Origin of the sequence: Streptococcus sp. 27098_8_69 (genome assembly GCF_041432445.1) — a bacterium.
In the GTDB taxonomy this organism is placed as follows: domain Bacteria; phylum Bacillota; class Bacilli; order Lactobacillales; family Streptococcaceae; genus Streptococcus.
In genome coordinates this window covers 1-20,723 of the sequence record NZ_JAPVZO010000010.1, presented here as the reverse complement: position 1 = coordinate 20,723, position 20,723 = coordinate 1, and the positions used below count along the sequence as shown (strand labels likewise).

General features: G+C 40.9%; 16 protein-coding genes and 1 pseudogene. 1 reads left to right on the top strand and 16 read right to left on the bottom strand.

The annotated features are described in order from the left end of the window. Positions 1 to 39: 39 nt before the first annotated feature. From O3658_RS04935 to miaA, 7 genes are all read right to left on the bottom strand, one after another. Complete coding sequence (locus O3658_RS04935; protein WP_371559695.1) at positions 40 to 597, bottom strand: SMI1/KNR4 family protein; 558 nt, start codon at positions 595 to 597, stop codon at positions 40 to 42. Between the two features lie 15 nt (positions 598 to 612). Then, positions 613 to 2,361: a glycoside hydrolase family 13 protein gene (locus tag O3658_RS04930; RefSeq protein ID WP_371559693.1), complete on the bottom strand. Its 1,749-nt coding sequence runs from the start codon at positions 2,359 to 2,361 to the stop codon at positions 613 to 615. A 155-nt stretch (positions 2,362 to 2,516) separates the two neighbouring features. After that, on the bottom strand, positions 2,517 to 3,272 hold the full coding sequence (locus O3658_RS04925) for an SDR family NAD(P)-dependent oxidoreductase (protein ID WP_371559691.1): 756 nt from the start codon (positions 3,270 to 3,272) through the stop codon (positions 2,517 to 2,519). Between the two features lie 20 nt (positions 3,273 to 3,292). After that, a complete protein-coding gene (gene rnz, locus O3658_RS04920; RefSeq protein ID WP_371559689.1) occupies positions 3,293 to 4,222 on the bottom strand; it encodes a ribonuclease Z in 930 nt (309 codons plus the stop codon). Between the two features lie 14 nt (positions 4,223 to 4,236). Beyond that, the gene (locus O3658_RS04915) at positions 4,237 to 4,860 is read right to left on the bottom strand and encodes a cystathionine beta-lyase (protein ID WP_371559687.1); all 624 of its coding nucleotides are present in this window, start codon (positions 4,858 to 4,860) and stop codon (positions 4,237 to 4,239) included. Beyond that, positions 4,853 to 6,091: a GTPase HflX gene (gene hflX / locus O3658_RS04910; RefSeq protein WP_371559685.1), complete on the bottom strand. Its 1,239-nt coding sequence runs from the start codon at positions 6,089 to 6,091 to the stop codon at positions 4,853 to 4,855. The genes O3658_RS04915 and hflX overlap by 8 nt, the downstream gene beginning before the upstream one ends. Next, complete coding sequence (miaA, locus tag O3658_RS04905; RefSeq protein ID WP_371559683.1) at positions 6,084 to 6,968, bottom strand: tRNA (adenosine(37)-N6)-dimethylallyltransferase MiaA; 885 nt, start codon at positions 6,966 to 6,968, stop codon at positions 6,084 to 6,086. The genes hflX and miaA overlap by 8 nt, the downstream gene beginning before the upstream one ends. A 120-nt stretch (positions 6,969 to 7,088) precedes the next feature. Between miaA and O3658_RS04900 the strand changes: the two genes are divergently transcribed. After that, positions 7,089 to 7,259, top strand: a complete 171-nt coding sequence (locus tag O3658_RS04900; RefSeq protein WP_049526232.1) for a DUF3042 family protein — start codon at positions 7,089 to 7,091, stop codon at positions 7,257 to 7,259. Positions 7,260 to 7,373: 114 nt separating this feature from the next. Here the strand turns inward: O3658_RS04900 and O3658_RS04895 are convergent, their stop codons facing one another. The 9 genes and pseudogenes from O3658_RS04895 to O3658_RS04855 all read right to left on the bottom strand — a co-directional run. Then, positions 7,374 to 8,213: a thymidylate synthase gene (locus O3658_RS04895; protein ID WP_371559681.1), complete on the bottom strand. Its 840-nt coding sequence runs from the start codon at positions 8,211 to 8,213 to the stop codon at positions 7,374 to 7,376. A 103-nt stretch (positions 8,214 to 8,316) separates the two neighbouring features. Further along, positions 8,317 to 9,276, bottom strand: coding sequence for an ROK family glucokinase (locus O3658_RS04890; protein WP_371559679.1), 960 nt, complete (start codon positions 9,274 to 9,276; stop codon positions 8,317 to 8,319). A gap of 103 nt (positions 9,277 to 9,379) precedes the next feature. Continuing rightward, positions 9,380 to 10,240 (bottom strand): excalibur calcium-binding domain-containing protein, encoded by an 861-nt coding sequence (locus tag O3658_RS04885; RefSeq protein WP_371559677.1) that lies wholly within the window; start codon positions 10,238 to 10,240, stop codon positions 9,380 to 9,382. A 43-nt stretch (positions 10,241 to 10,283) separates the two neighbouring features. Continuing rightward, complete coding sequence (locus tag O3658_RS04880) at positions 10,284 to 10,907, bottom strand: alpha/beta fold hydrolase (protein WP_371559675.1); 624 nt, start codon at positions 10,905 to 10,907, stop codon at positions 10,284 to 10,286. After that, positions 10,908 to 12,629, bottom strand: a complete 1,722-nt coding sequence (pabB, locus tag O3658_RS04875; RefSeq protein ID WP_371559673.1) for an aminodeoxychorismate synthase component I — start codon at positions 12,627 to 12,629, stop codon at positions 10,908 to 10,910. It abuts the gene before it with no gap. A gap of 133 nt (positions 12,630 to 12,762) precedes the next feature. After that, positions 12,763 to 13,659 (bottom strand): annotated as a pseudogene (locus O3658_RS04870) (ZmpA/ZmpB/ZmpC family metallo-endopeptidase); the annotation flags it as partial. A 166-nt stretch (positions 13,660 to 13,825) separates the two neighbouring features. Then, positions 13,826 to 14,941, bottom strand: coding sequence for a peptide-methionine (R)-S-oxide reductase MsrB (gene msrB, locus O3658_RS04865; protein ID WP_371559671.1), 1,116 nt, complete (start codon positions 14,939 to 14,941; stop codon positions 13,826 to 13,828). 9 nt (positions 14,942 to 14,950) lie between these two features. Next, positions 14,951 to 15,511 (bottom strand): TlpA family protein disulfide reductase, encoded by a 561-nt coding sequence (locus O3658_RS04860; protein ID WP_371559669.1) that lies wholly within the window; start codon positions 15,509 to 15,511, stop codon positions 14,951 to 14,953. A 157-nt stretch (positions 15,512 to 15,668) separates the two neighbouring features. After that, on the bottom strand, positions 15,669 to 20,723 hold a 5,055-nt coding region (locus tag O3658_RS04855), incomplete at its 5' end, for a ZmpA/ZmpB/ZmpC family metallo-endopeptidase (RefSeq protein WP_371559667.1).

The window sequence follows — 20,723 nt, the reverse complement described above, 5'->3', positions numbered from 1 at the left end:
CCTCTTTTACGGACTATCAAACTGATATTTCCTATTAGATTATTGACTAGATTTCCCCTTTTTCAGTAGCTTGACCATCTCATTTTTACGTTCTTCAAGCTCGGCAATTTGCTGAAGCAAAAGTTCTGAAAAATCACATTCAAGCTCTTCAGTTTCGCCACTATTATACCAATCTAGAGCTACTATGTGATTGTCCTTATCAAAGCAGAAAATCACATCTCCATCCCCGATGATAGACAGAAATGGAATATAGTCAACAAATCCTAAATCATGTAATTCCTTGGTTTTTATTCGAATGTCTAAGAAGTCTGGGATGCCATTGGCGATCCCCAAGACCTTGATACCTCGGCAGAAGGTCCAAAAAGGAGCTACATCGTAAGCCTTGGCTCTTGGCCATAGCTCTTCCCTAACCTCCATAAAGAGGCCTCCCAGAGCTGACATGGTGAATTCTCTGAAATCTTCTGGCAGACGGATGCTGTATTGAGTTTCAAAATCCTGAACATCTTCTTCCGATGGTTCATTGCCCATGCAAGCGACAACTTGATAAGTGTCCTTATCATAGTGACGAAAATAATCATAAACTTCCTTGAGTGCCATTATTTTAATCCTTTTTTAGTCAGAAATATAGACCACAAATCCAGCTGGTAAGATGATTTGTTGTCCCTCCTTAACCTGACAATGACTCGCTAAATCAACTGAATCTCTGTCCAAGACAAAATTTTCCTTAGACTGATTAAAGATAGCCTGAACTTCTTTTCCTTGGTAGCTCCACTTCAAGGATAAAACATCTAGTTTCACTTCTTGCAAGCTATAGGAACCATGCTGGATCATGCTTGCCACTTCCTTACGAACCTTAATTAATTTCTTCATGAAATTCAGCATATCATTGTCCTCAGAAACACGGTCCCAAGGCATGACACGACGGCAATCGGGATCTGGTCCACCTTTAAGTGCCAGCTCTGTTCCGTAATAGATACAAGGAGTCCCTTTTTGAAGATAGAGGAAGGCGAGAGCAGCCTTAACATGCTGGATATTTCCTTTGGCAGTCGTGAGGATACGCTCTGTATCGTGAGAGTCTAAAAGGTTAAACATCACTTCCGAGATTTGTTGCTTATAGTACATAGACTGGCTATTGATTTCTGAAATAAACTGCTCTGTCTTTTTATGCTGACGCAAGAAATAATCCTTGATACTTTCAGAAAGTGGGTAGTTCATAACTGCATGGAACTCATCCCCTTTTAGCCAAGGCTGAGACGTATGCCAGATTTCACCTAAAATATACAAATCAGGCTTTTTAGCGAGAACTGCCTTTCTAAAATCTTTCCAGAACTGATGGTCAATTTCATTGGCAACGTCCAAGCGCCAAGCATCAATATCAAAATTTTCAATCCAGTAAGTTGCAACACTGAGAAGATAGTCTTTGACTTCAGGATTTGCTGTATTTAACTTAGGCATATAGCTAGCAAAGGCAAAAGTATGATAAGGGAGTTGTCTTGGATTCTGAAGTTTATCCTCAGTAACTGGAAATTCTTGAATATGGAACCAATCCTTATAAGCTGACTTTTCTCCATTCTTCAGAACATCTTGCCACTGAGCCGACTGGTAACCGATATGGTTAAACACCGCATCAAGCATGATCTTAATGCCACGTTTATGAGCTTCCTCGACTAGATTACGGAAGACTTCCTTGTCTCCAAAGTGACGGTCGATTTCAAAATAATCTGTCGTATCATACTTGTGATTGGTTGTAGCTTCAAAAATCGGACATAGGTAAAGTCCTGTGTTTCCCAAGTCTTTTAGATAGTCTAGGTGGTCGATAATTCCTTGCAAGTCTCCGCCAAAAAAATCATCCCTTTCAGGAGAAATCTCTGCATCCCACTCTCGAGCTCCATCAGGAGTCAATTTAGGATTCCCATTGGCAAAGCGTTCTGGGAAAATCTGATACCAAACGGTATTTGAAACCCAGCTAGGAACTTGGCAACCGTCGATTTCGTGAATGTAAGGAAGCTTGAAGCCATTACTTTCAGCATCCAAGTTTTCTTGAGTATGTTCTACACAACCCCTATCTCCATAGTAGACATCCTGGCCTTCTGTATCAAGAAGTTCAAAGAAATACTGAATCCGTGCAAAATTAACCGACACCGTAACCTGCCAATAATCAAATAAAGCATCTGAGGTTACTTTTGTCATTTCTTTCTTGGCTTCATAATTATCCTCAATAAAAATAAAGGGGTCACCATAGTGTAAAATGACCTTCTGGACATCATTTTTCTTGGTTCTAATTCGGATATGTAGCTGACCTTCTTTGTACAGATAAGCATACTCTGATTCTGGTCTATGATAAATGGCTGTTAATTCCATGTCTTGTCTCCTAAAATTAATAAACACGCAAACGTTTTCATAATTGCTGGTTCTAGTATACTATTTTAAAATTCGATTTGCAATACTGGGATATATTTGATAATAAAACACCCCAAAAGTCAGTGTTTACTGGCTCTTGAGGTGCGAATAGGATTCTACTTATAATTAAAAGTCTCCCCAGCTAACTTATCTGCCGACTTGGGAAAGAGGGTATAAAACTTATGGGCTAAGTGCAGCAAGATTGGAAGATTGAGTTCCCGCTTGTTTTTTCCTATGGTTTTAACAATCTTTCTAGCTACTGCGTCAGGTTCCAAGAGAAAACGATCAACCGACTTAAGATAGGTTCCATCTGGATCAGCCTGGTCAAAAAATCCTGTACGAATCGGACCTGGATTAACCGTCGTCACATAGACACTATAGGGCATGAGCTCAAGGCGAAGAGCATTTGAAAAACCAATAGCCGCAAACTTGGTCGCTGAGTAAAGACTGGACTTGCCAGTAGCTATCAAACCTGCCATGCTGACGATATTGATGATATGGCCTTTTCGTGTCTCCTTCATACGAGCTCCAACCAACCGAGACAGATTCATGAGAGCAAAGGTGTTGACCTCAAACATTTGATGAATATCTTGATTAGAGATCTTGTCAAATTCCTCAAAAATCCCGTAGCCAGCGTTGTTAATCAAGACATCTATCTTACCATAGCGGAGATAGAGGTCAGCTACCAGTCCTTCTAAGGCTTGACTATCGGTAATATCTATCTCGACTAATTCTGCATGTGGGTGATTTCTATAGAGTTGACTGAGTTTTTCCTTATTTCTACCTAGCAAGATGAGTTGATCATCTGGCAAGAGTTTGACCATTTCTTGAGCTAGACCACCACTAGCACCCGTAATGAGAATCGTAGACATATTTATCCTTTCTCGAGATCCTAGATTTCCACTTCTTCTAGGTCTTTAACCACATGGACATTTTCAAAAATTGTTGCCGCATCTTTCTTTAGCTGGCTGATATCTTTTGAAAGAAAACGAGCACTGATATGGTTGAGTAAGAGGCGTTTAGCTCCTGCTTCTACTGCAACCTGAGCAGCTTGCATATTGGTTGAGTGACCGTGGTTGCGGGCAATCTTTTCGTCTCCCTTGCCATAAGTCGACTCATGGACAAGAACATCTGCATTGACAGCCAGACGCACACTGGCATCTGTTTTTCGAGTATCTCCCAAGATGGTAATAATCTTACCAGGTCGTGGTGCTGAGATATAATCTGCTGCCTTGATCTCGGTGCCGTCCTCTAGGACAACATCCTGACCGTTTTTGATTTTTCCAAAGAGTGGTCCAAATGGCACACCAGCAGCTTTGAGCTTTTCAGCATCCAAGGTTCCTTCTAAATCCTTTTGCATGATACGATAACCGACACAGAAAATAGTGTGATCCAACTCTTCTGCATACACCATGAATTTATCAGTTTCGAGAATTTTCCCTAGGGAATCCTTGTCAAACTCATGGAAATGAATCTTATAGGGCAGACGAGAACCAGAGACACGCAAACTAGTCAAGACAAATGATTTGATGCCTTGAGGTCCATAGATTTCCAAATCTGTCTGCTCTTCATTGGCTTGAAAAGCGCGACTTGAAAGAAAACCTGGTAAGCCAAAGATATGGTCTCCGTGTAAGTGGGTGATAAAGATTTTGCTGATTTTTCGTGGTCGAATCGTGGTTTCCAGAATGCGATTTTGCGTTCCTTCTCCACAGTCAAAGAGCCAGACTTCGTTAATCTCGTCCAAGAGTTTCAGGGCAAGGCTTGAAACGTTGCGGGCTTTAGAGGGCTGACCAGCCCCCGTTCCTAAAAATTGAATATCCATTCGATACTTTCTAATTAATCAATATATAACATAGCAGTGCGATTTTCCGAGCGGTAATAAAACTTGCCAGAGAAAGATTCAGCTTCTTGTAGCAAATCCTCTTGACTATAGCCTTTGAGACGCTTGCGACCATCTGCCAAACTTTCCAGATCTGTCAAGGCTGTGAGATTTTCCACGTTAACAACTTCCTCGTCCCCGACAGCCTTCATATAAATCTTACCAGACTCTTCAAAGACTAGTTGATGGGGAAAAATTTGCGCAATTTCAAAAAGCAAGTCATCTGAAATCCTCTCTTCATTCTCAGAGAAAATTCGACCCAGTCCCTCACTCTCATAACAAAAACCAAAGGATTTACCAGACAGATTGAGCCGGATAAAAGGCTTGTTTTCAAATGTGAAACTTGGCTCAGCATTGTAGAGATTTAGTTCCTGGCTGACTTCTGCAAAATAATCTGTCGCAGCTTGAGAACTCTTTTTCTGGTAGAGTTCTGCAAAGTAGGCATTCACTACGCTGGGTGGAGGGGTGATGAGAGCTAGTTGCTCCTCTTCAGACCTACCAGCTAGAAGATGGTCCAAATATACCTTGTCTAGACTTGTATAGCCACCATATTTGAGAGCTAATGATTTGATATCAGTCATAAAATTCTTCTAATCTCCATTTATTTTTCTCAGAAATGTAGCCTCTGATGACTTCGCCGTCATCTTGGTAGTTACGTTCTTCAAGAATCGCAACACTTTCTAAATCATGAATCTTGTAAGACTTAGAAAAAGGCACGCGCAAAGTAAAGGGTTCAAAAATTTCCTTGATCTTATCTAGCAACAAAGCTTGCAACTGTTCTCGACTATCTTTAGACTTGGCAGAGATCAATGCATAAGGCGTTTGGGTAGGCGTAAAGTCCTCCACCAAATCTGCTTTATTATAAAGGGTCAGGCGAGGAATATCCTCCATGTCCAAGTCTTTCATGATAGACAGGACCGTTTTTTCATGTTCCTCATGGTAGGGATTGCTGGCATCGATAACATGAACCAAAAGGTCTACATGCTTGCTTTCTTCCAAGGTCGACTTGAAACTAGACACCAACTCTGTCGGCAAATCTTGAATAAACCCAACGGTGTCGGTCAAGGTAACCTGAAGATTGCCCCCCAGATGAATACTCTTAGTTGTCGCATCCAGAGTCGCAAAGAGCTCATCTGCCTCATACTGGGTCTTGCTGGTCAGAGTATTCATAATAGTCGATTTACCAGCATTGGTATAACCAATCAAACCAATCTTAAAGGTACTTGACTCCAAACGTTTTTCTCGAACTGTTGCCCGATTTTTCTCAACGACTTTGAGCTGACGCTCGATATCGGTGATTTGGTTACGAACACTTCGACGATTCAGCTCCAGCTGACTTTCACCTGGACCACGAGAACCAATCCCTCCTGCCTGACGGCTGAGCATAATTCCTTGACCAACCAAGCGAGGCAAGAGGTATTTGAGTTGCGCAAGATGAACTTGAAGCTTTCCTTCATGGCTTCGAGCCCGCATGGCAAAGATATCCAAAATCAACTGCATCCGGTCAATAACCTTGACCCCTAGAACTTCTTCTAAATTGACATTTTGCCGTGGTGTCAGACGGTTGTTGACAATGACAGTTGTGATTTCTTCTGCATCCACCATTTGAGCAATTTCTTCCAACTTACCAGATCCGACAAAGGTCTTAGAGTCGTATTTTTCACGTTTTTGTCTGTAACTATCGACTACAACTGCCCCAGCCGTCTTAGCCAGACTAGCCAGTTCTTCCATGGAAAGGTCAAAATTATCCATGCCCTGGAGTTCAACACCAATCAGCAGGACACGCTCTTCTTTTTTCTCCGTTTCAATCATCTAAAAACTCCTCAATCTGGCTGAAAATACGCTCTTTCACACCAGGTTCTCCAATCTGATAAAAGGTTACCTGCATGCGGTTACGGAACCAGGTTAGCTGACGTTTGGCAAATCGACGAGTTGCCTGCTTGAGACTATCGCCAGACTCCTCCAAACTTTGCTCCCCTCGAAAATAGGGAAATAGTTCCTTGTAGCCAATGCCTTTAGCAGCCTGTACATCTGGATAATGGTCAAACAGCCACTTGACTTCATCCAATAGTCCAGCTTCAAACATCAAATCCACACGGTGGTTAATCCGTTCATACAATTGACTACGCTCATCATCCAAGCAAATAATCAGCGGCTCATACAAGGTCTCTTGATTTTCCAAGTCTTGACCAAAATGGGAAATTTCTAAGGCACGCATGGCACGGCGACGATTAAACTGGGGAATTGCAAGGCCTGCTTGATCCACCAAATGGGCTAATTCCTCATCTGTATAAGGCTCCAAACTAGCTCGATAAGCTAAAATCTCCTCATGGGGAGTCTCACCACCTAAATGATATCCTTCTAGCAGACTCTGGATATAAAGACCTGTCCCACCAGCGATAATAGCTAGTTTGCCGCGACTTTGAATATCCTCAATGGCTGCCTTAGCTTCTGAAACAAAATCAAAAGCCGAGTAAGACTCGGTTACATCTCTCACATCAATCAAGTGATGAGGAACACTTGCCTGCTCCTCTGAACTAGCCTTGGCTGTCCCAATATCTAGTCCTCGATAGACTTGCTGGCTATCTCCACTAACTACTTCACCATTAAAACGCTTAGCAACTTCAATGGCTAGAGCTGTCTTTCCAACTGCAGTCGGTCCAACAATCACAATTATTTTTGTTTTCATCTTTTTTCCTTGAAAAATTCCCATTTTTTCGCTACTATTATTATATCACAAAAAGGTCAGTCAGAAAAATGCGACCTCTTGAGGTAGCTGGCTGATTTATAAGTTAAAGGAGGAATACTCATGGCTAAAGGATTCGCTAAAGGTCTTGTGACAGGTATTGCAGGAACTGTCGCTGCAGTTGCAGGTGCAGTATACGCAGTTAAAAAGAAAGTGATCGAACCAGAAGAACAAAAAGCAGCTTTCATCGAAGAAAACCGTAAAAAAGCAGCGCGTCGTCGCGTATCACGTTAAAAAACAAAAGAAGTTGGGATTTTTCTCAACTTCTTTTTTTCTATTCTTTTATACTCAATAAAAACCAAATAGGAAAAGGAATCTAGCGTGGTTTGAAGAGATTTTCAGAGAGTATTAAATGGCCAAGTCAAACTTCAATTGCGGTTTCACAGGATCATAGTCAACCAACTCAAAATCCTCTGCTTTAATATCAAAGAAATTAGTCTTATCTGGTACATTCAAGACCAAACGTGGTTGGCAATTTGAAGGCTCACGACGAAGCAATTCCTGAGCTTGTTCAAATTGATTGTCATAGATGTGAAGGTTGTTAATAAAGTAGAAGAATTTTCCAACTTTCCAACCAAAGTGTTTAGCAATCATCATTTGAAGAGCTACATACTGCATGGCATTGATATGATGAGCTACAAGCATATCGTTAGAACGCTGGGTCAAGGTCGCATCCAGATAGATTTCTCCATCAACACGACGGACATCAAACATGGTCTGAAAGGCGCATGGGAGCAACCCGTCTGTTTCTTCGAAAGCTTGGTAATCCCAGAGCGAAATGATATTGCGGCGGTTCCAAGGATTGGCTTCCAACTGCTTGAGAAGCTTATTGATGATATCGTGTTTCTTAACAACAGCTCCATAACGTTCCCCAATAGTCCCTGTATCTCCAACTTCCCAGTCATTCCAGTAGTGAACATTGTACTTGTCATTGAGAACTTCCAAACTATTGGTCTGGTCTTGGTAGATCCAAAGTACTTCCTTGATGGCTGATTTGATTGCGATTGGGCGCAAAGTCGTGATGGGAAATTCGCCCTTAGATAAATCGTACTCCGCAAAAGCACCTGTGATGTACTTGGAGTTAGCTACTGTTCCATCCTTATACTTGGGACGTGCTTGCTCGGAAAACACACCCTCATTCAAGATTCGCTCGATATTTTCTTTAAAAATCGTGTCTGCTTTTGTCATTTGCTATCACCTCATTCATTGTCTTAACTAGTATAGCATAAAAAAAGAAAGGAGGAAAATCACTCGCTTACAGAAAGCAATTTTCTCCTTTTTATGTTTATATTTATTGCAAGACAAGTGACGCAGCACCAATCACTCCAGCGTCATTTCCTAGAGTTGCAAGAGCCAACTTAGTTGTTGTGCGAACTTGTGGGAAGGTATTTTCATCATAAACCTTTTGCACGCCTTGAAGAAGGAAATCTCCAGCAGCTGACACACCACCACCGATAACAATTGTTGATGGGTTTAGGATTGAACCGATGTTAGCACATGCAATACCCAAGTAACGTGAGAAGTTACGGTAAACGATCAAAGCAAGGTCGTCCCCTTCTTTTGCCAAATCAAAGACAGTTTTAGCTGTTACTTCTTCTCCGTCATCAATCAAGCGTTTCAACTCTGCATCGCCTTCGTATTCATCTGCGTAACGACGAGTCAAGTTAACGATACCTGTCGCTGAAGCTACTGTCTCAAGACAGCCTTTTTTACCACAAGTACATGCGATTGGTTGATCAAAGTCAACTGTGATGTGTCCAAGTTCACCAGCAGCACCTGCAACACCGTGAAGCAATTTACCTTCTGCTACGATACCGCCACCAACACCTGTACCAAGTGTCATAAAGACAACATCTGGTTGGTTGTCACCAGCACCCATCCAACGCTCACCAAGAGCTGCCACGTTAGCGTCGTTGTCGATGAAGAATGGAATACCCAAGGCTTTTTCCATTTTTTCTTTGATTGGTTGAAGAGTTTTCCAGTTCAAGTTGTAGGCACCAATAACAGTCCCTTTTTCACGGTCAACCACACCAGGTGATCCCATACCAATTCCACGGAAATCTTCAGCAGACAATCCAAGCAAGCCCAAACGATGTTGAATAGTTTCAATCATATCGTCTACGATATGGCTTCCTTCATCCAAAATGTTAGTCTTGATAGACCATTTTTCTTGGATTTCTCCTTCTTGCGTTAAAATTGCAAACTTGATAGAAGTTCCACCAAGGTCAATCCCAATAATCTTTTGACTCATCGTCTTCTCCTTATCCTTAATTGAAAATGCTTACAGTACTAGTATAACAAAATCTGCCATTCAGTGCAAAGGTTTGCATTGCTTTTCCAAACTTTTTTCTATTCTATGGTTTCCACAAACCAGAAGCATCTACATAATAGCGTCCGCCATCCACTCGCTCATTCTTAGCCATTTTACCATCCGATTTCAAATAGTAATTTCCTTGCCATGCATTACGAGCATAAGATCCATCTGATTTCAAGTAATACCAGGCTTGGTAAGAAGAATCATAGACCCACTCACTCTGAGCCATTTTACCATTTGACTTGAGGTAATATGCACCTTGCCAAGTATTATGCGCATAAGATCCATCTGATTTGAGGTAATACCAGGCTTGGTAGTAAGAATCATAAATCCATTCACCCTGAGCCATTTTACCATCTGATTTGAGGTAGTAACTTCCTTGCCAAGTATTATGCGCATAAGATCCATCTGATTTGAGGTAATACCAAGCTTGGTAATAGTTATCGTATACCCACTCATTCTCAGCCATTCTTCCATCTGACTTGAGATAGTAAGCACCCTGCCAAGTATTTGTTACTGGTTTCCCATTTTCAGAAAAATAGTACCAAGATCCATTCTGACGAACCCAGCCACTTACAGCTGCTGCACTAGGAGCAGATACTGCACTATTTGGTGTTGCACTATTTGGTGCTACACTGTTGTTAGCTTGAGATATATTCGTCTTTTTCTCTTTTAAAACTCCCTGAGGCGCATTCTTCGATTCACAAGCGATTCCATCATGATCCTTATCCAGAGTAGCAGAATAACCTGGTTCTCCCTTATGAATATCTGCATATCCATTCTCCCAAGCTTCCTTACAGCTTGAAAAATGGATACTTTCATCTGCCACAACAGGTTGTAAAAACAAAGCTAGGGCAGGTAAAGAAGCTAGGCCTAGTTTTAATAAATGACGTTTGTTCATGATTTTCTCCTAAAATTATAATATCAATCTCAATATTATTTTATCAAACTTGTTTCAGCAATTCAAGAAAACTTCTGGTTAATTCTGCAAACTCTTTTGGTTTTGCCTTATTCAAAACATGAGGGCCATCAGGGATAATTTCAAACTGGGAATCTGGCATCAGTTCATGAATACTTTTCATTGAACTGAGATTAGGCTTATCCTGACTACCACAAATTAACAAGCTTGGATAGGGACAATTCCGTGCAATCTCTCTTAAATCAAGTGTTTTTAATTCCTCAGAAACTCCAACCATAAGAGCCTTATCTGCCCCCTGCTTCTCATATATCCTCTTAGGAAGCAATTTGAATATCAGCAACTGAATGTAAAAAGGAATGTTACCTGCTAATTTCAGTGGACATCCTGACAAAACCAAGGCCTGAAGATTTGGTAGATCATAACTTGAAAGCTCCAACGCAAGGGCAGCCCCTAAAGACAAACCGATTAAGACAAAAGGTTCTGTCTCCTCTGATAAGTGTTGATAAATGCGCTCTTTGGCTTCTTGGTAGGTCCCAACTCCTGAAGGAAATAAGTCCAGTGCTTCAGAGGGATAATCTGCCAGCAAATCCTGAACTACTTTCCAACTATCTGCTGACTGTCCCAAACCGTGTAAAAATATAAGTTTCATTTAGTGCTCCTTTACTGACAACTCATACAAGCCTCTGACTGCATTACAACCATAGATAGCTTCTGCTTGATTCAAATCTGCTAAAGTCAGAATTTTCTCCTCTACTTGCCCATTTTCAAGTAAGTGTTGACGATAAATCCCTGGTAACAGGCCTAGTTGACTTGGCGGTGTATAGAGTTTCCCATCCATTTTCAAAACCAGATTGCCAATAGAGGTTTCAAGCAATTTTCCATCAGCAGTATGATAGATGATTTCCTGATTTCCCACTGTCAAATGTGGGCGGTGTGTCGTCTTAAAGTAGGTAAAGGCCTGCTGCAAATCAGCTTCTTGCAGACAAAGTTTAGCCTGACAGAAGCCAGAACTAAGTGGTGTCAATACTTGGCGATCAATGTCTATTTCTCCAGACTTATTGAGACTGATTCGCAAACGGTAGTCTTGATGGAGGTCACAAACTTGACACTCTTCCTCTATCTTTTGTCTCAAACTATCTTCATCAAATGTAAAGGCAAAATAACGACTAGCCTTTTGCAGTCTTTCCAGATGTTGATTTTCAAAGAGTAATTTTTTCTGGCTGATTTTCCCTGTCGTAATCAATTGAAAACGAGGCTGTTTTCGGTAAAGAACAGCAGCCTTTTGCTGGACTTCACGGTATTCTGACTCCCAAGTGCTATCCCAAGTGATGCCTCCACCGACTCCATAGATGGCTTGCCCTCCATGCAGTTGAATGGTTCGAATTGCCACATTGAAAATCCGTCGGCCATTGGGAAGCAAGAGACCAACAGTTCCACAATAAACTCCTCTGGGTTGGGGCTCCAAGTCTTTGATAATTTCCATAGTCGCTATCTTGGGAGCTCCTGTAATAGAACCACATGGAAAGAGTGAACGGAAGATTTCTACTAGGTCAATATCCGGTCGTAACTGACTCTTGATGGTCGAAGTCATCTGCCAAACCGTTGAATACTGTTCCACCTGACATAAACGTTCCACATGCTCACTTCCCACCTCAGACAGACGATTCATGTCATTGCGCAAGAGGTCCACTATCATCATATTTTCTGAGCGATTTTTGGAATCCTGCTCCAACCAAACTGCCTCTTTCAAGTCTTCAGCATCAGTCAGACCACGTTTAGTCGTCCCCTTCATTGGGCGAGTTGTCAATTCACGATCATTTTGTTCAAAAAAGAGTTCTGGACTCATGGAAATCACTGCCATATCGTCATGTTCAACATAGGCATTGTAACCTGCCTCCTGCTCTACCACCATGCGATTGTAGATAGCAAAAGGATTAGCAGACAACTCCTGCTTGAGTTGAACCGTATAATTGACCTGATAAGTATCGCCTTGTCGTAAATGATGATGAATCTGAGCAATCACTTTTTCATAGTCCTCAGCAGATGTTACTTCCTGCCAGTTTGATGGTAAAGCCACCTCCTCATAAGTCAGAGGAATACTAGATTTTTCAACGCTGTCATGAATAGTGAAATAGAGGAGATACTCTCCTAACAAGGGACCTGAGTGAACCGCCAACTTCTCCTCAAAAGCTGGCGCTGCTTCATAACTAACATAACCAACTACATAATAGCCTTGCTCTTGGTAGCTTTCCACTTGAGCTAACAAGTCTGTTACTTCTGCTAAATCTCTAGTTTTTAACTCTTTGATAGGCTGGGTAAAGGTGTATCGCTCACCCAAAGCCCTAAAATCAATCACTGTTTTTCTATGCATATCCTAAGTATACCATAAAAGCCAGACCCCAACAGGAGATCTGGCAATTTTATTCTTTGAGAATGATAAAGTAGATGTCACTTTCTAAGAAAATCTGAACATAGCATTCTCTTTTATCACACCGACTTTTTATCTATCCTTTAGGAAAGAGTTCAGATGAAAATGCATCTGTCACCTGCAATAGTTTTTGGAAGACTTTTTTCTTCAGAGCTACTGTATAATTGGCAACTGAGCCTCCATACTTGAAGTTTCGGTAATCCGTTTCTACTGCTTGGTCAAACAAGTCTTGCAATTTCTCATAAGAATCAATTTGCTGACCATCAATTTCAAAACTATGGATTCCTCGTTTGGCCTTGGCAATAATAGCATCAAACCAGGCCTTCTTCCATTCTTCCAAGTTCTGGAACTTGCCCTTCGAAACCTTCTGGATGATGAAATCATCTCCAAGGGTGTCATGCCCCTCGCTTAACGCCTCATCCTTGTACTTATTAGAAGCATAACCTAGGAAACCATTTTCGTAGCCAAAATAACCCCACATACGGAAGGCATTATGCTTGAAGGAAATGGCTCCTGGAGCTCCCTGACTGGTATTTCCACCATAGATAGCATCCACCATCTTGACATTGACATAAGCTGTCTTGAGTTCTTCTGGTCTGTAAGTTCCCTGATAATGCCTATTGGTGATGATGTTATGTTTGATTAGGTCATCTACAGAATTTAGCTGAGTCTTGGCTTCCTCATCCGTCAATGGACGGACATAGTCCCACTGGTTTGGAGCAAGGAGTTTATTATCTTGGTCCTGATAGCGCATTTGCTTGGTCATCTTGCTGAACCAAGCCTTCTTCAAAGCCAGATCATCCTTAGCGAGAACTCGTTCTCCTTCCAGATAATCTAGAAGCATCAAGGCCTCATTATAACCTTTCATGTAGTGGTCAATCTGCTGGCGTGTTTGCAACTTGGTTGGATCAGGATTGTACCATTGATCCCCATCATTTGGTCGCATGTATGCCATATTGAGCCCGAGAGCGCCATATTCACCCTGATGGCCTTCACCTTACTTGTTTTCAAAATCAAAAATTTTCAGGAGTGATCCCAACACGTTCGATTAAATTGCCCAACCTCTTCTAAAATCCAAATTCTACACTTCTTATGAATTAAAATATATTTCTAGTAAACACTTTTTAATAATCTCAAGATCACTCAACATAATCCAACAAATAGCCATAGCCCTTTTCTTCCATTTGATCCTTTGGGATAAAATGGATGGATAGACTATTGATACAGTATCGTAGCCCACCCTTTTCTGTAGGTCCGTCTGTAAAGACATGTCCTAGATGGGAATTACCAGTTCTACTTCTGACTTCTGTTCTGACCATATTATAAGACTTGTCTTCCTTGTAGGTTGCAACATCTGGGCTGATAGGCTGGGTAAAGCTAGGCCAACCACAGCCCGATTCAAATTTATCTTTCGAAGAAAAGAGAGGTTCGCCAGTCGCAACATCCACATAAATACCTGCTTCAAATTGATCCCAGTAACGATTTGAAAAGGCACGTTCTGTTTGACCGTTTTGAGTCACAGCATACTCCTCTGGAGAGAGGAGTTTTTTCAATTTATCGTCGCTCGGTTTTGGATATTGACTAGCATCAATGACAGGATAGGTCGCTTGATTGACATTGATATGGCAATAGCCATTAGGATTTTTCTGGAGATAGTCTTGGTGGTAGTCCTCAGCCACAATAAAATTTCTTAAGGCTTCCTTTTCAACCGCTAGAGGCTGGTCGTATTTCTGAGCAACTTGTTCAAAAACTTGATTGATGACTTCTAGGTCATGCTCGTCCTTATAGTAGACACCAGTCCGATACTGAGTCCCCACATCATTTCCCTGCTTATTTTTACTGATTGGATTGATAATGCGGAAATAATGGAGCAAGATTTCTTTTAGAGAGATTTGATTGGCATCATAGGTCACATGAACAGTCTCAGCATGCCCGGTTTGGCCAATCAATTCATACTGGGTTGTTTCTCCTCTGCCATTCGCATAGCCAGAAACAGCATCTGTCACACCTGCCACTCGAGAAAAATATTCTTCGACTCCCCAGAAACAACCTCCTGCTAGATAGATATCATGTAAGTCAGCATCTTTACTTGGCTCAGTTTTTTTCGTGACTTTTTGCCCTTGACTAACTGCTGCCTTCTCGATTTGAGTGGTATCTGTGTAGCTTGCGCTCCTTTTTTCCAAAAGAAATAAAAATCCAATAATAATGCAAATGATGATTCCAATGAATACAATTATTTTTAATTTATCATTCATGATGAGCCTCTAATCTATGCTTTTTAGCGTCTGTAAAATAGTTTCCTTGTCCATAAAGCCTGGCTGGGTCTTAACGAGTCTACCTTCCTTATCAATAAAGGCCTGAGTCGGATAAGAACGAACTCCGTAACTCGCCAAAAGTTGTCCCGAAGGGTCTAACAATACTGGTAAATCTTTATAGTCCAAGCCCTGATACCATTTCTTGAAGCCTTCTTCTGCTTGCTCGCCTTTTTGACCAGGAGAAACGACTGTCAAAACAACATAGTCATCACTTGCTTCTTTTGCAAGTTCATCTGTATCAGGGAGGCTGGCTAGACAAATAGAGCACCAAGATGCCCAAAATTTGAGATAGACCTTTTTGCCTTTATAATCTGATAGGCGATAGGTTTTACCATCAACTCCCATAAGCTCAAAGTCTGGAACTTCTTCCCCTTGTTTTGCCATTTGAGAGCTAACTTGCGCTTGTTTGTCTTCATTTTGCTTATCAGCCTCGCTTGTTGTCTGATTTTTACAAGCTGATAGACAAAACAAACTAGTGCAGACCAATACAGTTGCTTGCCATTTTTTCATCTTCATCACCTTTCTCGCTCATCATATGAATATAGATATTCACTTTATAGTTCTATTATATACCTACCTTGCTAAAAATACTTGGAATCTGTTTGGAAAATCAATAATCTTCTTGATTACAAAAACTCCCACCTGCTAAGCAGATGAGAGCTTTGGATTATTTAAAGATAGAAGTTTTAAAGCTATCTGTTTGTTGAAGAAGTTTCTTGAAGACTTTTTCTTTCAAAGCAACAGTATTGTCAAATTTAACAGATCCGTTACTTAGAGTAGCCTTATCTTTATCAACTGCTTCAGCAAATGCGCGTTTCAAGTCTTCATAGCTATTGTATGTTTTACCATCAATTTCAATAGATTGAATTCCATTTTTGGCACTTGTCACCACTTCTTTGAAGTAAGCTTTCTTCCATTCTTCAAGATTGTTGAATTTTCCTTCAGAAATCTTGCTAATGATGAAGTCATCACCTAGAGTATCTTTTCCAGCTTTTTTAGATTCAGCTTTTAGCATGTTAGAAGCATAGTTTAAGAAGCCTTTTTCGTAGCCATAGTAACCCCAGATTCTGAAGGTATTGTGTTTAAATGACATCGCTCCAGGAGCACCTTCACTTGTGTTCCCACCGTAGATACCTGCAGTAATAGGTACAGTGACATAAGCAGAATCAAAGTCAGTTGGGTTGTAAACTCTGTTGCCTGGACCACGGTTGGTCATGAAGTTATTCGTAACTAAGTCATCAACTGTACGCAAAGGAATAGTCTTTTCATCATCACTTAAAGGTCGAACCTTATCGAATTGATTCTTGGTGTTATTTCCTCGATATTGCTTATCAACCTTCTTGAACCAAGCGTTGTTTAGTTCTTTATCGCGTTTATCAAGAACGGCTTCACCTTCTAGGTAATCAAGAAGCATGAGCGTATCATTGAAACCTTTCATGTAATGATCGATCTCTTCTCGAGATGCAAGATCATTTGGATTAGTGTTATACCATTGGTTTCCGTTATTCGGACGTTCATAGGCCATATTTAATCCTAACGCTTTAAAATCACCATTTGGACTAGATTCAGCAGGAGATTGTAACATCCCTTGAGCAAACGCTTCTAAGTCCGTACCTTCACGATGTCCCGAACCTCCTAAATAAACCATACGGTCATTTACGTGAGTTGTTTCGTGAGTAAAGGCTGAAATACCAAAGTCACTAATCATATCTGTCACCATGAAGAAAACAGAATCATCTTTATATGGTTTAGGATAAACACGAGCTACTGCTCCCATACGACCGTCTGTTGCGTGATAACGACCTGTTGGTCCATATAATTCACGTACCGGAGCAACGTCTTTACCACTAGCAGTGTGGCCGTAACGGTCTGTGCTAATACCTTTATAGTTTTGGTTATCTAATACCGGTGTAGGTACCATGTTGTTGCTCTTAAGTAGTTGATTACGAACTTTATCCAATGATAAGCGTGACCAGAAGTCTAGGTAGTTTTGTTGACCTTTGGCTACTTTATCGATTTCTTTCTTGAATGCTTCACGTTCTGCTTCAGTATACTTGCCATATTTCTCAAATGAGCTGTATGCCATAGTGTTATATGTTGAGATTAAGAACATATGTGCATCTTTTAAGTTCAGAAGGGGAAGAATCATCTTACCGTGCATATCGTTGTTTAATCCTTCATAGGCTCTGTGTTTCTTATCAGCAAACTCAGGAGTTGTTGTTTTTGGTTCCACGATATAGACATTATCTTTAGTTGCTTTAATGAACCAATCATTTAGATCTTTGTCTTCTGTGAATAGACGCATATTATAGTCTAAGAAACTGTTTAACTCGCCTATACCGATAACTCCACCGATAGTTTCGCGATAAGCTTCTAAAGTTCTATCACCTTTAATGTTATTTTCTTTGGAACCAATCTTGATCAAGAAGTCTAACACATTGACATTTTTACCATAGAAGTCTGGTTTGAACAACATGAGTTGCTTGATATTGAAGTTATCAAACTTAACTCCGTAGTAACGATTGAGGTAAGACAAACCAAGAAGAACAGCAGCCTTGTTGTCATCAATCTTCTTGATCAAGGCACGTTTAGCAGCTTCATCTGTGTTTAATTGATGGTCTTCATTTTCAAGCAACTGTTTCACAAATCTAGCCAGATTATCCTTGACTTCTTTGAAGCTTTCTTCTAGGTAAAGATCTTTTATAGCGTTAACTTTATTTTGTCCTGTTCTACCTAGGTGTGTGTAGATAGGATCTGATTGCAATTCTACTAGGCTTAATTTTTCAACAATAGCATTGATAAGATCGCTGCGATCTTTGTCAACCATGTTCGGAGTGTAAACAACTTCTCCAAGTTCAGCAATGCTGTACTCTTTGACTTGTTTGACCTTAGAGTCTTTCGGTGAAACAGTAAAGATGTCTTTAGTCTTATCACCATAATGAACCATAATATGGTCAGCATCAGCCAATTCTGTCACAAAGGCATTTCCCTTCATGGCAGTAACAGACAAGACTTCCTTAGTCAAGAGAGGACTACCAGCAGCCAATTTATTTCCTTGGTTAACAATCCACTCTTTGTTGTAGAATGGTTGTAATTTTTCGATATTACGGTAGGCAAGTTCACGAGAGGCATCGTAACCATCGATTGTTTTGTATTGATCAGCTTTGTTGACAATATTATTGAGTTTGTCTTCAACAGGTTTGGTGCTTTCAAATTTATCAGCAGTGATTCCCATTGATTCAATTTTCTTGTCAGCTTCTTCTTGTGAGATGCTAGGAATCTTGCGAGAATTCTTATAAGATTTATTACCCTCACTTACTCCCTCAACACTAAAGTTACGTTTTGTTCTTGAATACGTGAAGTAATCATCGGCGTCAATATCAGAGTGACCAAAGACCATCTCACCTGTTTTGACTTTCATCATCGTGATGTTGTCTTCAATAGCACCCAAGGCCCAGTTGGTACCCAGCAATCCACCAGATTGAACAGCTTCTTTCAGCTCGATAGAACCTTTAGCAACTGAATTTCTGAGAACACCTTCTCTTCCTAGTGTATTGTTATTTCCACCATTTTGAGAAGAATAAACTAATCCTGCAGCTTTTGCCTTGTTACCAGTAATTTCAGCATCAACGTAGGCTTTTTCTACGATACCTTTCCAGTTTTCACCTAGAACACCTGCTAAGTACCAACCTTTATTTCCAGCAGCGTGAATTTTACCGATAAAGGCAACATTACTTACCTTACCACTACCATCAATTTTATTGATAATACCAGCTACATCGTTGCCCCCGATAACATTACCTGTTACTTTAACATTTTCGACAGTCGCATTATTTTTAATAACATTTGCGATTGGTGCTACTCGATCAAATCCAGGCATGTCAATGTTGACATTTTCAAGCAAGAGATTCTTGACAGTACCACCTTCAATGTTACCAAACAATGGTCTCGTAATGTTATGGATGGCAAATTTATTACCTTCTGTACTTTCCAATGTTCCCTTGAAGGCATTGGTTACATAAGACTTGCCAGCTGGTTGCACGTTACTTGCATTCATACTGCTACCAAGCTTAAAAGTACCAGTAGGATTGGCCTGCATTGCTTTTACAAGGTCATTGAAATCGTAATAAACATCACCTTCATGGGCTTTTGGTTTAGCAAAGTAATGGACATATTCCTCTGTAAACTGATTATCTGCGTTGCGTTGGACTAGGTCTGGTGCTTTAGCAGTGACTTTGAACAATGTTTTACCATCAACTGTGACTTCTTCAATCTTATCAACAGCAAGTTTTGTCACCTTGTTATCATGAGTAGTCACTTTCAAGTAATAAGGTTTAACATCTGATGGTTTTGCTGACAAGAGACTATTATCAGTTTCTACACCTTGGTCATCAACACTGATAAGGCTTGTTTCCTTAATGTTTTTGACTTCGACTTTTTTGAGATCAAGGCGCAGTGGTTCTTCCGCAAGAACTACTTCTTCATTCCCATTTCCACGATCGTAAACCATCTTAGTCGCAATCTTGTAGTCCTTGTAATACTTCAAGTTTGTAAGATTAGCAGTCAGGTCTCCCTCAGACATATTGACTGTTTGAAGGCTAGTGTCTCCATCTTTCAAAACAACTTCAAGAGATTTAATGGTTACACCTGTTGGTTTCACCAATTGATAACGAACCTTGGCACTACGCTCTAATTCTTCTTTATCTATATGAGTGAGGGTCAAGGTTGGCGCAGTCAGGATTTGATCACCTTTCTTAATGAGACGATCTTGAGCTGCTTCAACAACTTCCTCTGAAATCGTTGGAGCATCTGCAGTTTTCACGCCCTTAAGAGTCTTATAAACTTTGGTAATCTTTTTCTTACCGTTTTGACCAGCTTGAGCAACAACTTCTGTTCCCTTCGGAAGAGTGCTGTCTACTTCTGTTCTTGTCTCGAAAGGAATTTCTTCAAACGAAACTTCTTCAACTTGACCTTCAATAGCCTTGGTACCACGACTAATTTTTTCGTTTACTGGCGCCGTAACAATTTCTGTACTCGTGCTGATTGGGTCCCCAACTTTTTGGCCATTGACTGTCTTATAGACACGATGAATCAGCTGACTTCCTGCTTGACCGTTTTGAAGCACTGTTTCTTCATCAGTGTAACGAGTATCATCAGTTACATACTCCTTTGTATATGGAACTGCTACTGTTTCAGTTTCTGTAATAGTTGCTTCAGCTACTTTATACTCTGGCAATTCTGGCTGGACAAGAGATTCACCTTGGTGACCCTCTTCTTGCGTGCCTTTAGCTGTAAGCTCGCCGGTGTAGGCTGGCAATTCTGGTTGAACTAAGGATTCGCCTTCATGGCCCTCTTCTTGCGTGCCTTTGGCTGTAATCTCACCGGTGTAGGCTGGCAACTCTGGTTGAACCAAGGATTCGCCTTGGTGACCTTCTTCTTGGGTTCCTTTGGCTGTAAGCTCACCTGTATAAGCTGGGGCTTCTGGCTGAACAAGAGATTCGCCTTCATGGCCTTCTTCTTGCGTGCCTTTAGCACTATGCTCGCTAGTGTAAGCTGGGGCTTCTGGTTGAACTAGGGATTCGCCTTCGTGACCTGCTTCTTGGGTGCCTTTGGCTGTAATATCGCCTGTATAAGCTGGGGCTTCTGGTTGAACTAGGGATTCACCTTCGTGACCTGCTTCTTGAGTTCCTTTGGCTGTAAGATCGCCGGTGTAGGCTGGCAA

Bases quoted from the DNA above. Each gene is read 5' to 3' on its own strand.
- rnz (WP_371559689.1), bottom strand. From the start codon at position 4,222: ATGGATATTCAATTTTTAGGAACGGGGGCTGGTCAGCCCTCTAAAGCC.
- O3658_RS04930 (WP_371559693.1), bottom strand. From the start codon at position 2,361: ATGGAATTAACAGCCATTTATCATAGACCAGAATCAGAGTATGCTTAT.
- hflX (WP_371559685.1), bottom strand. From the start codon at position 6,091: ATGATTGAAACGGAGAAAAAAGAAGAGCGTGTCCTGCTGATTGGTGTT.
- O3658_RS04915 (WP_371559687.1), bottom strand. From the start codon at position 4,860: ATGACTGATATCAAATCATTAGCTCTCAAATATGGTGGCTATACAAGT.
- O3658_RS04880 (WP_371559675.1), bottom strand. From the start codon at position 10,907: ATGAAACTTATATTTTTACACGGTTTGGGACAGTCAGCAGATAGTTGG.
- O3658_RS04935 (WP_371559695.1), bottom strand. From the start codon at position 597: ATGGCACTCAAGGAAGTTTATGATTATTTTCGTCACTATGATAAGGAC.
- msrB (WP_371559671.1), bottom strand. From the start codon at position 14,941: ATGAATGATAAATTAAAAATAATTGTATTCATTGGAATCATCATTTGC.
- miaA (WP_371559683.1), bottom strand. From the start codon at position 6,968: ATGAAAACAAAAATAATTGTGATTGTTGGACCGACTGCAGTTGGAAAG.
- O3658_RS04900 (WP_049526232.1), top strand. From the start codon at position 7,089: ATGGCTAAAGGATTCGCTAAAGGTCTTGTGACAGGTATTGCAGGAACT.
- O3658_RS04890 (WP_371559679.1), bottom strand. From the start codon at position 9,276: ATGAGTCAAAAGATTATTGGGATTGACCTTGGTGGAACTTCTATCAAG.
- O3658_RS04925 (WP_371559691.1), bottom strand. From the start codon at position 3,272: ATGTCTACGATTCTCATTACGGGTGCTAGTGGTGGTCTAGCTCAAGAA.
- O3658_RS04885 (WP_371559677.1), bottom strand. From the start codon at position 10,240: ATGAACAAACGTCATTTATTAAAACTAGGCCTAGCTTCTTTACCTGCC.
- O3658_RS04860 (WP_371559669.1), bottom strand. From the start codon at position 15,511: ATGAAAAAATGGCAAGCAACTGTATTGGTCTGCACTAGTTTGTTTTGT.
- O3658_RS04895 (WP_371559681.1), bottom strand. From the start codon at position 8,213: ATGACAAAAGCAGACACGATTTTTAAAGAAAATATCGAGCGAATCTTG.
- pabB (WP_371559673.1), bottom strand. From the start codon at position 12,629: ATGCATAGAAAAACAGTGATTGATTTTAGGGCTTTGGGTGAGCGATAC.